Raw genomic sequence first — 13337 nt, 5'->3', positions numbered from 1 at the left:
AATATCCTTCTTTGAAAGATAAAGATATTGTTTGAAAAGACTATCAAAAGATTTTTATTTCAAAAGCGTTCTTCTTCAGAAGGGATCAAAACCTCTCGTTTCCCCGCATGATTTGCCGCACTAATGATGCCTTCTTCTTCCATCCGCTCAATTAATGTAGCAGCACGGTTATAGCCGATGCCTAAACGGCGTTGAATATAAGAAGTTGAAGCCTTACGATCCCGAAGAACAATAGCAACAGCTTGACTATAGGGATCATCTGCTGCAGGAGAAGTTAAGGAAACATCCGCACTATTTTCTGTAATCTCTTCTGTAATGGTTTCCAGATAGTCAGGCAGCGCTTGTGCTTTGAGATGTGCCACTACCTGCTCCACTTCATCATCCGCCACAAAAGGCCCATGAACCCGCTGGATACGCCCTCCTCCCATCATAAAGAGCATATCTCCTTGTCCTAACAATTGCTCAGCGCCCTGTTCGCCAAGAATTGTCCTACTATCAATTTTTGAACTGACAGAAAAAGAGATGCGTGTAGGGAAATTGGCTTTAATGGTTCCAGTAATGACGTCCACCGAAGGGCGCTGAGTCGCCATAATCACATGGATACCAGCAGCACGTGCCATTTGTGCAAGGCGTTGAACGGCTCCTTCAATGTCTTTACCAGCAACCATCATCAAATCGGCCATTTCATCAATAATGACAACGATATAAGGCATAGGACTAAAATCAAGTGTTTCGGTCTCATAAAGGGGCTCACCGGTTTCATGATCAAACCCCACTTGAATTGTGCGCGTCATTGTCTCACCCTGCCCTTCTGCTTCCCTAAGACGCGCATTAAAGCCATCAATATTGCGGACACCCACTTTTGACATTTTGCTGTAGCGCTCTTCCATTTCACGCACAGCCCATTTCAGTGCAATGACAGCTTTTTTAGGGTCCGTTACCACGGGTGTTAACAAATGGGGAATGCCATCATAAACGGAAAGTTCAAGCATTTTAGGATCTACCATAATGAGGCGACATTGTTCAGGTGTCATCCGATACAGCAGAGACAAAATCATGGTATTAATGGCAACAGATTTTCCCGAGCCTGTAGTGCCTGCCACCAAAAGATGCGGCATTTTCGCTAAATCCGCAATCACCGTTTCCCCGCCAATTGTCTTCCCCAAAGCAAGCCCTAATTTTGCTTTGCTTTCCACAAATTCTCGCGCTTGCAACATATCCCGCAAATACACCATCTCACGTTTTGCATTGGGCAATTCTATTCCAATCACATTACGCCCTGGAACCACAGCAACACGCGCTGAAATCGCACGCATAGAGCGGGCAATATCATCTGATAACCCAATAATACGAGAAGATTTAATACCAGCAGCGGGTTCAAATTCATACAAGGTCACCACCGGTCCAGGGCGTGCATCAATAATTTTTCCCTTGACCCCAAAATCTAACAAAACACCTTCAAGTTCATGAGAATTGGCTTTCAAAGCAGCAGGTGAAAGTTTTGCATCCCTTGCCGCCGGCGGAGAAACTGAAAGATAATCCAAAAGTGGAAGAAGAAAACGACCGTTTGAAGAAGCCGTTATAGACTTAGAAACACGGTTTTTAACGGGAGGACCCTTCTCTTGATTTCCCTGACATTTTGTTTTTTCATCCACGAAAATTGGTTCAATCCGATCAAATGCCTTTCCTTGTTTCTGAGAGCGCTTGATAGAGAAGAAACGAAAAAAACGCGCTTGTAAAAAATAAAAAAGATGTAAAATAGCTCCCAAAGTTGTAGCAAAAAAACCATAGCGCCCCCTCTCTTCAATATGTTCTGTATCTTCTGCATCTTCTGACATATTAAAGAGAGGATCAACGACTTCCTTCTTTTGAACTTTTTTTATTTTCCTTTTATCTATACGCCGTCTCCATACCACATTGCCCGCAAAAGCAGCTATTAAAAAACCTAAAAGGCTAAAAGCCATCCCCAAGAGCACGTTCTGAAATGGAGAAAAAAAGACTGGAAAAAGTGAATAAACAGCGCTGAGAATTTTATCCCCCAAAACGCCTCCCAACCCCATCGGCAATGGCCAATACGTAAAAGAAGCAACAGGTGTCATAAGGGCAAAAGAAACTAAAAAACAAACCGTTGATACTCCCCACAAAAAAAGGCGAAAAATCAAATGATGGATATCCTTTTGTGCCAACAAAAGAAACGACCAAAATAATGGCGGCAACAAAACACCAAGACTTGCTAAACCCAAAAATTGCATAACAAAATCTGAAAAAATTGCCCCTGGCCATCCCATAAAATTTGTAACTTTATTTGGACTTGCATGGGTTAATGATGGATCTGCTGCATTCCAAGTTGCCAAAGCACAAACACAAAAAACAAGGAATCCAAAAAGCCCAAGCCCAATGAAAACACCAATCTGGCGCAAAAACATTTCAACGAGCCGTGAACTGTAAGATTTTTGTGCTTCTAATGAATCATAGGGAGAAGAACCTTGGTGCATCCATCAATTCCAAATACAAAATTCTCGCATTAAAGAGTTATAGAATTATGACCCTAAAATATTAACACAGTTTTAACCATCGTAATCATAACAATTTCTCTACTATGCTTATAAAACATGATCCTTCAAAACAGTAACAGAAGAGGCTTTTATTGCATCTTAAAAAGATCACATTATTTCTGTCTTATTTCCGTTTTCTTTTGCATTGATAAAGTGTAAAGTTGATAGGGAATATTCAGGGCAAAATTTTCCTAGTCAAAGTTATGAAGTAAAGTTATGGAATGAATTCATCAATAATCAGCAGAAAGAATAAATTAAAAAAAGCCAACCTGTTTATAAACCAATACGCAGAAAAAAGTGCGTCCTTTAAAGCAAAGAGGGAATAGTAAAGAGTGTAGAAAAAGTAATATTAAAAAAGATATTCTGTTTATAAAGAAAACAAACTGCCAACAATGGAACGAAGCGTTGTGTATCCTCATCCCAATAAAAATGTAAAACCCCATAAAAAAACAAGTTCCAATAAAAGTATCAGACAATGCGATCTTCTTATTGCAGGGGGGGCAGCTGTTGGTCTCACTTTAGCAATAGCGCTCAAGCAAGCAGCCCCTAATCTGAATATTAATATTGTTGATGCTGCTCCTCAAGAAGAACTCCCCACTTCTCATATACGAACCATCGCCCTTTCTGCTGCTTCTATTCGTATGTTAAAACAACTGCAATGTTGGGAGCATATAACCCCCTCTGCACAACCCATTCATTCAATGATCATCACCGATGCCTGTGCCAATGATCCTGTCAAACCAACGCTTTTAACCTTTGAAGGTGATGTTACTCCTAACGAACCCTTTGCTGCTATGGTGGAACATAGAGAACTCATCAAAGCTTTAAAAAAACGTGTGAAAGATCTGGAGATCACTTTTATTGCAAACATGCAGGTCATTGATTTTCATCAAGAAGATCAACATACAACTGTCACTTTAAGCAATGAAGAAATTTGGCAAACGAAGTTGCTTATTGCCGCCAACGGGGCACATTCGAAATTACGTGAAAAAGCAGGTCTTAAAAATTTTTCTCATTCCTATAAACAAACAGCAATCATTTGCACAATTGACCATGAAAAACCCCATCATGGTCAAGCAATTCAACATTTCTTACCCGCTGGACCTTTTGCACTTCTCCCTCTTAAAGGCAATCGCTCTGCTATTGTATGGAATGAACATCATAAAACTGCACAATATTACCTCAAGGCCGATGCTGTTATTTTTGAAACAGAACTCGAAAAACGCATTGGTCATCAACTTGGAAAACTCTCTTGGAATGGAGAGCGACAAATTTTTCCCTTAAGCCTTTCTTTAGCACGTCAATGCATTAAACCTCGTTTTGCTCTCATTGGAGATGCAGCCCACACAATCCACCCCATTGCAGGACAAGGACTCAACTTAGGATTACGTGATAGCGCCGCACTTGCTGAAGTTATTATTGAAACAGCACGATTAGGTCTTGATATTGGATCCCTCATTGCTTTAGAGCGCTATCAAAGCTGGAGACGTTTTGAAATTGTCCGTATGGCTTTGAGTAATGATTGGCTTAATCACCTTTTTTCCAATGATAATCTCCTCTTACGCCTGCTCCGAGATGCCGGTCTTGGAATTATCAATCAGGCACCAAAAATAAAGAAATATTTCATTCAAGAAGCTTCCGGACTCACTCCCAATGCGCCACGTCTTCTTCACGGACTCCCACTTTAAGTGACATATCATTTCGCTTCTTATCGTCTATGAATCAGTCGCTCTTTTAACAAAGGAATTCCCTTGCTTATTTTGAAATCCCAAGGTTTCTGGAGAAATCCTAGAGAAATCTATGTAGATATACAATAAAGCGATCCACACCCTAATCTATTTTTTAGTGAATACTGCACAGCTCCCTCTCCGAGAGCAATACAAAGAAAACAGACAAAGGTTAGAAAATAATCCCATCTTTTCGGTCTTCAACGTGTATTGTCTCAAACTTACGTAAGTTTCATCATTTTTAATACATGAGCCATTTATTTTCTGCTTTTCTAAAGCCAATTTCATTAAAACGACAAAATCCTAGCAGAAAATCTTCTTTGTACAGATCAAAAAACAGAACACATTGCCAACTCTTTTCAAATAAGCACAATCTTTCTATTACGATCATAATGCACGCAATAAAAACATCTCCTCGCAGGGAAATGAAGCGGCAATTTTTCAGCCTTACATCCATACCAATAAAATAAAAATTGGTTTCTGGCAGACAAATGATCTGTAAGACCATAGAGTGTTGGCTTATACTCTTATTTCCTTATAATTATTAAAATACAAAAACTAAACTCTATAAAAAATGGTTTAGCAAAACCACAGCAGCTTGTCGTTAGCAGAACTGATTTTGTGAGACATTTTATTTTGATTATTCTCAATTTTGGAATGATGAATGCCCACTCTATCTTAGGATTTCATCTTGATCTTCACATTATTACGCAAGTAATTTTTACACAAAAGAATTAAGGATCATGCTGGAGATAACGTATGAAAACTTATACTCTTTCTGATTTTACATATTATTCAAAAAGTAGAGCATGATGCAAACTAAAAACGCAACAGAAATTCTGAAAAGGTTTGACTAGGAAACACATCATTATGAAGCAGAGAATTGCGTATTATCATCTCCCCTATCGCATGGTGCCTATTCTCTATGATTTTATTAATCATTCAGTGCTTTAAGATATCAGCTCAGCATTTTTATAGATCAAATTCTCAAAAGAATATATGCCTCAAGTTCATATTTCTTGATATTCTCGTAGCTTGCAAATATTCCTATGCACTATGTTACTTCTAATTCTTCAAGCGCATAACCATTCTCCAACCATTCTTTAATCCACTTAGGTCTCCGCCCACGTCCATTCCACAATTCCCATTGGTTATTGGGATTTCTATAATGACGTTCTTTGCTTACAAGATCAGCGATATCAATTCCATGTGCACTAGCAATTTCAAGAATTTTTCGCCGCGCATTCTGCTTTTCTTTTGCGTGTCGTTTTTTCAATTCCATATCAATTTGGGCACGCATCTCTTGTAACTCATCAAAGTTCATATTTTTGAGATCATTCACCTTAATCACTCCCCTTGCAAAAAAGAATTGTGCTACGCCATATTTTAAACACAATTATAGACAATTTTTGTCTATTTATTATCGAAATTACAATTACGATGAATATATCACTTTGACGGAGATATGCTTTGAACAACGAAGAGTTATTGATTTGTATCTTAGCTGTCACAATTACACCCTTTTTCAGTTTAATTACTGAGATTGGTAAATGGAGTGTGCAAACTCTATCACACCGCTTTGGTTCTTATGAACCAGTAGTCAAAAGTGAATATAAATCGCCATCTTATAAATTATGGCAATATGCGATAAAGAACAAGCCCTCTACAAATAATGAGAGTGCAGTTTATTTTAACAATAAAAAATATATTCATATACAGCAATCTTCTCCTTCGTATCAGTGTTCTCCAGAAAAATTGAAACAATCAGAGAATTACACAAAATTATTAACCTTAGCGCCCTATCGAAAACAATCATCACTTGAAGGTAATCTTTCTTTCCATAAATGCAATAACTGTAATGTTGGTTGGCTTAATGTGTGCGGTCTTATCCCATATATTTATATGGTTTCTAGAATGTTAGCGTGTATTAAAAATGTTCTTAGAAGAAATCAAATCTGTGAGTGCAAAAAGTGTTTTAAACTAAATAATCTTGCTTTACGAGTTTATGGAAATGCAGTGTGTCAGCACTTAAAAAAAACACACAGCATCTACGTTTATATCAATAGAATTTTTTATCATCAGGTGTGTTGCTTATGACTATTCCAGATTTCATAATGCTTACTGCTGCATGTGCGCCTGCTCCATATTTTACAACACTTTCAACTGTTGTTATGCAAGAATCATGGAATAATACCTGTGCAATAAGTGTGCGTGATGAATTATTACATCAGCCACTTACGTTTGGAAAAAACATCGCAACAACTGAACAACTTAAGCAAAGTGGATATGATTCTGGCATATCTTTAGAACAAATTGGCATTCAAAATCTAAAATGGTTCCATGTTTCTCGTTCTAATATGTACAATTCGTGCAAAGATCTTAAAGCTTTACAGACCGCTTTAACGGGTCGCTATAAACAAACAATCTCGAAAGAAAACTCTGAACGGACCATATTGCGAGCTGCACTAAGTTTTTACAACCCGAAACGTTTTGAAAATGACTTCATTGGTACTTCTGTAAGAAAAGTTGGTTTCCATGTCGCAATGGAAGCTCCTGCACTCTCAGGTGGCGAATCGCAAGAACCTATACAGCTTCATACAGAAGAGCCAAATCAAATAATAAAAACAGAAACTCTTCCTCCCTCTTCAGAAGAACTAGTAGATGCATTTGCGCATAAGATAAGTGGCGCTCATGATGTTTTTACAGCAGAAGATGCTTCTTCATTGGAAAAGCAACAAGAATAATAATTACGATATTTATGCATGAAAATTACAATTTTGATGAGATACAATAATGAAAGGTAGATAAAAAAACATTAAAGCTCTAAATTAGTAAGATTAAATAAAATTTCTTCTAATTGAGGGCAAAATAATGAAAATGATAGAACAAAACAGTGTTGATATGGCATTCCATCAGAAAGCAGCGCGTGAGATTACAGTTGTGATGCGCTCAGAGAGAGAATGGTATTTCACATTTGTTGCAGATGATCCAATAACCGGAGAAACAAATAAATATACACTTCTTACGCAAAGAGGAAAACTAAGAACTTGGGCTGATCCCAAATATCTCTTTAAATTTCTTCATGAAAGAGGGGTTATTTATGGCAATTTTAAACTTAATCAGGATGAAAAAACATGAGACAATCGAATATTCTTCAAACAAAAGCTCATAATAAAATTATTGCGACTGCTGCAGCTATCACTGTATTTCTTACGGCTCATCCTATATGCGCCCAAGCACAAAATTTAGAGAATGCAAAAAATGTTTTAACCACATTCAAAACAGAATTAGGCAAAATTATTCCTGTCGCAGCTGCTGTTATACTTTTGTGCTTAGCAATTGGTTATGCAGGGCGCTACATCGAAAAAGATACATTTGTACGTTGGGCTATCGGCGTTGTCATTGCAGGCTCTGCGGCCGAAATTGCCAATTTATTATTTACAAAAGCATAGTGAGAATGAATCATAAAGTTGATAGTATGAAGTATTCTTTGTTATTCAAATAGAAGTATAAATTTAAGTGATTTTACCCAATCAATATAAGGTATTACTCATAACTAAGAAAAAAGTGTTTTTTATGCCAACTATACTCTGAATAAAGGTAAGTAATATGAAACAGTTCAATACTCTTAGAGCAACAATGAGCAATAAAATTAATGTAATTATTGCAATAACAAGTATGTTTTTTATGACTCATTCTGCGTATGCACAAGCGAACGGCTTAGACAATGCAAAAAAAGCTCTAGATGGATTCAAAACGCAATTAGATGTAATCATTCCTTTAGCCGCTGCTGTCATACTTTTATGTTTAGCAATTGGTTATGCAGGACGTTACATCGAAAAAGATACGTTCGTACGATGGGCAATTGGCGTTGTCATTGCTGGCTCTGCAGTCGAACTTGCTAACTTATTATTTAAAGCTAATGGGTAAATTTATTGAGATATGAAAGGTTTCTTTCATGTAAAGAAAACTTTGGGGTTCAGTAATTTCATGCATATCAAGAGAAATTTGTTCTGTCTTGCAGACAAAAGCTATTTTTATATCAATTACAATCTAATAGGCTAAACAACAATATGAAACGATTAATTAATTTCCAATCAAAAAATAATATAACTAGCACAATTGCTGCAGCTGTAACTATATTTTTTATAAGCAGTCCTTTGTATGCTCAACAAGCAACTTTAGGCAATGCCAAAAAAGCTTTAGAGGGGCTGCAAAGCGAACTTACTGGTAAAATTATTCCTATTGCAGCTGCTGTTATCCTTTTGTGCTTAGCAATTGGTTATGCAGGACGTTACATCGAAAAAGATACGTTCGTACGATGGGCAATAGGCGTTATCATCGCTGGTTCAGCAACCCAAATTGCCACGATGCTATTAAAGCCATCATGAACTTATTAGTAAGGTGGTAGAATACAAAGTATTTCTTTTTTTCAAAAACGAAGATTTTTCATGAGTTGCAAAGAAACCAATAAATATCTCAGCAATATCGAGAGTATAAAAACGTTAGAGTAAAATATGAAACAATTTAATAATCCCCCATCAAAAATTAACAGTAGAATTATCGCAATTTCTGCAGCTGTAACCGCATTTCTTATGTCTCATCCTGCATATGCAGAATTAAAACATGCTAAAGATGCTTTAGAAAAACTAAAAAAAGATCTTATTGACAACATCATCCCTATAGCCGCTGCTGTTATACTTTTATGCTTAGCTATAGGTTACGCAGGGCGCTATATCGAAAAGGATACATTTGTGCGGTGGGCGGTTGGTGTTATCATTGCTGGGTCAGCAGTTCAACTTACCACAATGTTATTTACACCTAATTGAAGCTAAATATGAAACTAGGAAATGCATAAAATGTTTTTAATACTATGTAAATTGGTTTCAGATGTATCTGTAATAATGTTTCTTATGCTCAGAAATAGGAAATATTATCTATAGTAAACTCATTCATGATGAGGGTGAAAAGCATGAAACAATCAAATATTTTTCAAGCAGAAACTAGCAAAAAAATCAATACTTTTATTATAACATCAATTATATTCTTAATGATCCAACCTGCCTATGCTCAAACAAAAACCAGAGCTATAGATATTTTTATAGGTATGCAATATGGGTTAAGTATGATTATTCCCATTGTTGGTGCTGTTATTTTTTTATTTCTATTGCTTATTTATCTGTTTCGCATCATCTCAAGGGCCACATTCATACGATGGTCGTTCAGTGTTATCGTCGCAGGCGCAGCATTTTATATTAGCGCTCTCTTGTTTTACATTCACTAACTGAAGAGTTTCCCATGAAACCACAAAAACATGAAGCATTTCCTTTATTTAAAGGAGCAACCCGTGTTCCAACAATTTGGGGTGTACCTATGATGCCACTTATCGTTATGGTTGTAGGTGTTGCTACTGTTGCTATGACAGTAAACATCTTTTTGTGGGTAATTGCACCGCCATTATGGTTCATTATGGTGCAAATTACCAAAAACGATGATAAAGCATTTCGTATCTGGTGGTTGTGGATCGATACCAAATTTCGCAACCGCAACAAAGGCTTTTGGGGCGCATCAAGTTACAGTCCCTCTAATTACCGCAAAAGGAGATAAGCATGACGGCTGTTGAAAACAGCAAACGCCTCGCATCAGAGACACCAGTAAGTCTGTTCATACCCTATTCACATCATATTACAGATACGATCATTTCTACCAAAAACGCAGAATATTTATCGATCTGGAAAATTGATGGACGTTCGCATCAAAGCGCTTCAGAGGAAGATATTTTTCAATGGACAAAAGAGCTAAACAATACCCTACGCGGTATTGCATCAGCTAACTTATCACTATGGACTCATATCGTACGCCGGCGCGTTTATGAATATCCTGATTCAACATTTGATCAAATGTTTTGCTATCAGCTTGATGAAAAATACCAGCAAAGTTTTACTGGTTATAATCTGATGGTCAATGACCTGTATTTAACTATCGTTTACCAACCTATAGCTGATAAAATTATGTCATTCTTTTCCCAGCATGAACGCGAGACGCTTGATCAAAAAAAGATGCGGCAGGAATCATGTATAAAGGCTCTCAATGATATCAACAATACTTTAGGCCAATCACTAAAACGTTACGGTGCAGAACTTCTTGGTGCTTATGAAAAAAATGGCCATGCTTATTCTTCTGCGCTCGAATTTCTTGGCATGCTTGTCAACGGCGAATACCGTCCTATGCCGATATGTCATGACCGTTTTGCTGATTATATGTCTATCAACCGGCCCTTTTTTTCAAAATGGGGTGCTCTTGGTGAGCTGCGTACAACCAGTGGAGTGCGTCGATTTGGGATGCTGGAAATTAAAGAGTACGACACAACAACCAAACCAGGCCAACTGAATGTTTTGTTGGAAAGTGATTTTGAATTTGTATTGACACAGAGTTTTTCGGTGCTTTCACGACATGCTGCCAAGGATTATTTACAGCGGCATCAACGTAATCTTATTGATGCACGTGATGTGGCAACCAGTCAAATTGAACAAATTGATGAAGCTCTCAACCAGCTTATTAGTGGACATTTTGTCATGGGTGAGCATCATTGCACACTGACACTTTACGGTGATACAATTCAACAAGTTCGTGACCATATGGCAAAAGCAAGCGCAGCGTTGCTAGACGTTGCAGTATTGCCCAAACCTGTAGATTTAGCTATAGAAGCTGGTTATTGGGCACAACTTCCTGCAAACTGGAAATGGCGACCACGTCCTGCACCAATTACATCGCTGAACTTTTTATCATTCTCATCCTTTCATAATTTTATGTCAGGTAAACCAACTGGAAATCCATGGGGACCAGCGGTCACAATTCTTAAAACAACCAGTAAAACGCCACTTTATTTTAATTTTCATGCCTCGAAAATTGAAGAGGATTCAACTGACAAGCGATTACTTGGAAATACCGCACTGATCGGACAATCTGGTTCCGGTAAAACTGTACTTCTCGGATTTCTGTTAGCACAAGCGCAAAAATTCAAGCCAACAACCGTTGTCTTTGATAAAGACCGTGGCATGGAAATTGCTATTCGGGCAATGGGAGGACGATATTTATCATTTAAAGCTGGCAAACCGAGTGGTTTTAACCCATTCCAACTTCCACCTACACAAGAAAATCTGATTTTTCTGAAACAATTTGTTAGAAAATTGGCTGAAGCTGGTGGTGAAGTCACGCACCATGATGAAGAGGAAATTAACCAAGCTGTCACATCTATTATGAGTAGCAACATTGATAGATCATTGCGTCGTTTGTCTTTTCTCGTGCAATTCTTACCAAATCCGCATTTGAGTGATTATAATGCATCGCCATCCGTTCACGCGCGCTTAGTAAAGTGGTGTGAAGGTGGTGATTATGGATGGTTATTTGATAATCCGAACGATGCTCTTGATCTCTCAACACATCAAATTTACGGCTTTGATATTACTGAATTCTTAGACAACCCAGAGACTCGTACTCCGGTGATGATGTATTTGCTTTACCGCACAGAAGGAATGATTAGCGGCCAACGGTTTATGTATATCTTCGATGAGTTTTGGAAACCTTTACAAGACCCATACTTTGAGGATTTAGCAAAAAACAAACAAAAAACTATCCGTAAACAAAATGGTATTTTTGTTTATGCTACACAAGAGCCCAGTGATGCCCTAGAAAGCAATATCGCCAAAACGCTCATTCAACAGTGCGCAACTTATATTTTTCTAGCCAATCCTAAAGCAAATTATGAAGATTATACAGAAGGTTTTAAACTTACAGATGCTGAATTTGAACTGATCAAAGGACTCGGTGAGTTTAGTCGTCAGTTTCTCATAAAACAGGGTGACCAATCCGCACTTGCAGAGCTCAATCTCGGCAAATTCCACGTAACAATCGATGGAAAAGCCATTGAACGTGACTTTAGTGACGAACTTCTCGTATTATCGGGTACACCCGACAATGCAGAGTTAGCCGAAAACATCATCGCTGAAGTAGGAGATGATCCCGCAGTATGGTTACCTGTTTTTTTACAACATGTAAAAACTGATAGGAGGGTGGCATGAAAAAAATAATCATTTTACTGACAATAACAGCAGTTTTAGGGACAACAAATGCAGCAAAAGCTTGGTGGGGAGCAGGAGCGGCGGATTTAAGTGCAACAGTTCCAGGGTGGCCAAGTTTTTCTTGGGGATCATCTCCTAAAAAGGCAGCTCCTAAAGAACCTTCTCCACCACAGCACTATGTAAACCTCATTGAATTAATAAAACAGCAACTTGAGATAAATAAGCAGCAGCTCAAGAAAACAGAAGAAACGCATAAGTCCGTAACAGAAAATCGGAAATTAGGCACTCCTCAACTTGAAGCTATAAAAACAGATCACACCAGTTTTTTTCTTAAAGATCCACAATGGATCTATAATGAAAATAATTATGATATTTTTGTATCTAAATTCAAATCGCTCAGTGACATTATAAAAGAGGAAAAGATTCCTGATTCTATCGATGAGGCACGCAAATCTATCGAAGGACGGAAACAATATGCAGCGATTGTTGATAAAGCTGTTAGTTTACGAACTTTTCAAGAATCAGAAAATCGCTTTAAGCAAATCTCTGAACTCATAGAACAAATAAATGTAACAACTGATCTAAAAGGTATTGCAGAATTACAGGCGCGCATAAAAGGCATGCTCGCTATGGTCCAAAATGAAACGGCAAAACTACAAATGGTCGCACATTCGCGCAATGCAGAACAAGCACTCATTAGTCAACAAAAGCAAAAACGCAATATGAGAATTCTGAACAGTAGAAATACAGAAATGCCTAAAATAAGATAAGTTTTTGTATAAAAGACTGAATTCTACACCATCGTTGTTTGGCATTCTCTCTCGGCAGAAAATTAGATATCATGTTGAGAACTTTCTCAATATCTTGGAGAAACACACAGAGACTTAACCCATCACAATCCAATAAAGAATGCTGGAATGAATTGCGTAAATGCAAATGAAACATACAACATGCCCCCATATTTCAAAGTAATG

Annotated in this window: 13 protein-coding genes and 2 pseudogenes; 13 read left to right on the top strand and 2 right to left on the bottom strand. The window is 37.6% G+C overall.

Annotated elements, in window-relative coordinates; translation table 11 throughout:
- Window positions 1–59 precede the first annotated feature (59 nt).
- On the bottom strand, window positions 60–2495 hold the full coding sequence (locus tag J7R12_RS01875; RefSeq protein ID WP_126601942.1) for an FtsK/SpoIIIE family DNA translocase: 2436 nt from the start codon (window positions 2493–2495) through the stop codon (window positions 60–62).
- Window positions 2496–2947: 452 nt separating this feature from the next.
- Between J7R12_RS01875 and J7R12_RS01870 the strand changes: the two genes are divergently transcribed.
- Together J7R12_RS01870 and J7R12_RS09175 are read left to right on the top strand one after the other, a co-directional pair.
- Entirely contained in the window at window positions 2948–4243 is a 1296-nt protein-coding gene (locus J7R12_RS01870) for a ubiquinone biosynthesis hydroxylase (protein ID WP_370866376.1), read from the top strand.
- A 597-nt stretch (window positions 4244–4840) separates the two neighbouring features.
- Window positions 4841–4974, top strand: a pseudogene (locus J7R12_RS09175) (SMI1/KNR4 family protein); the annotation flags it as partial.
- A 362-nt stretch (window positions 4975–5336) separates the two neighbouring features.
- Here J7R12_RS09175 and J7R12_RS01865 read toward each other — a convergent pair.
- Window positions 5337–5624, bottom strand: coding sequence for an H-NS histone family protein (locus J7R12_RS01865; protein ID WP_126601944.1), 288 nt, complete (start codon window positions 5622–5624; stop codon window positions 5337–5339).
- 128 nt (window positions 5625–5752) lie between these two features.
- Here J7R12_RS01865 and J7R12_RS01860 point away from each other — a divergent pair, with 128 nt between their 5' ends.
- The 11 genes and pseudogenes from J7R12_RS01860 to J7R12_RS01810 all read left to right on the top strand — a co-directional run bounded on the left by J7R12_RS01860 (window position 5753) and on the right by J7R12_RS01810 (window position 13133).
- Window positions 5753–6379, top strand: coding sequence for a hypothetical protein (locus J7R12_RS01860; RefSeq protein ID WP_126601946.1), 627 nt, complete (start codon window positions 5753–5755; stop codon window positions 6377–6379).
- On the top strand, window positions 6376–7026 hold the full coding sequence (locus J7R12_RS01855) for a lysozyme family protein (RefSeq protein WP_126601948.1): 651 nt from the start codon (window positions 6376–6378) through the stop codon (window positions 7024–7026). The genes J7R12_RS01860 and J7R12_RS01855 overlap by 4 nt, the downstream gene beginning before the upstream one ends.
- 127 nt (window positions 7027–7153) lie before the next feature.
- Window positions 7154–7454 (top strand): annotated as a pseudogene (korA, locus tag J7R12_RS01850) (KorA family transcriptional regulator).
- Window positions 7417–7734: a VirB2 family type IV secretion system major pilin TrwL gene (gene trwL / locus J7R12_RS01845; protein WP_126601950.1), complete on the top strand. Its 318-nt coding sequence runs from the start codon at window positions 7417–7419 to the stop codon at window positions 7732–7734. The pseudogene korA and the gene trwL (J7R12_RS01845) overlap by 38 nt, the downstream one beginning before the upstream one ends.
- Before the next feature lie 157 nt (window positions 7735–7891).
- Window positions 7892–8212, top strand: a complete 321-nt coding sequence (gene trwL / locus J7R12_RS01840; RefSeq protein WP_126601952.1) for a VirB2 family type IV secretion system major pilin TrwL — start codon at window positions 7892–7894, stop codon at window positions 8210–8212.
- A gap of 143 nt (window positions 8213–8355) precedes the next feature.
- Window positions 8356–8673, top strand: coding sequence for a VirB2 family type IV secretion system major pilin TrwL (gene trwL, locus J7R12_RS01835; RefSeq protein ID WP_126601954.1), 318 nt, complete (start codon window positions 8356–8358; stop codon window positions 8671–8673).
- Window positions 8674–8799: 126 nt separating this feature from the next.
- Window positions 8800–9111 carry a VirB2 family type IV secretion system major pilin TrwL gene (gene trwL / locus J7R12_RS01830; protein ID WP_126601956.1) on the top strand — a complete coding sequence of 104 codons (312 nt, stop codon included), beginning with the start codon at window positions 8800–8802 and terminating at the stop codon, window positions 9109–9111.
- A gap of 143 nt (window positions 9112–9254) precedes the next feature.
- Entirely contained in the window at window positions 9255–9566 is a 312-nt protein-coding gene (locus J7R12_RS01825; RefSeq protein ID WP_126601958.1) for a conjugal transfer protein, read from the top strand.
- A 14-nt stretch (window positions 9567–9580) separates the two neighbouring features.
- The gene (locus J7R12_RS01820; protein ID WP_126601960.1) at window positions 9581–9889 is read left to right on the top strand and encodes a type IV secretion system protein VirB3; all 309 of its coding nucleotides are present in this window, start codon (window positions 9581–9583) and stop codon (window positions 9887–9889) included.
- A gap of 2 nt (window positions 9890–9891) precedes the next feature.
- Window positions 9892–12363 carry a VirB4 family type IV secretion/conjugal transfer ATPase gene (locus tag J7R12_RS01815; protein WP_126601962.1) on the top strand — a complete coding sequence of 824 codons (2472 nt, stop codon included), beginning with the start codon at window positions 9892–9894 and terminating at the stop codon, window positions 12361–12363.
- On the top strand, window positions 12360–13133 hold the full coding sequence (locus J7R12_RS01810; protein ID WP_126601964.1) for a type IV secretion system protein: 774 nt from the start codon (window positions 12360–12362) through the stop codon (window positions 13131–13133). The genes J7R12_RS01815 and J7R12_RS01810 overlap by 4 nt, the downstream gene beginning before the upstream one ends.
- The last annotated feature ends 204 nt before the right edge of the window (window positions 13134–13337 follow it).

Source organism: Bartonella vinsonii subsp. vinsonii (assembly GCF_902825235.1).
Classification (GTDB): Bacteria; Pseudomonadota; Alphaproteobacteria; order Rhizobiales; family Rhizobiaceae; genus Bartonella; species Bartonella vinsonii.
This window is presented reverse-complemented; position numbering and strand designations above follow the sequence as displayed.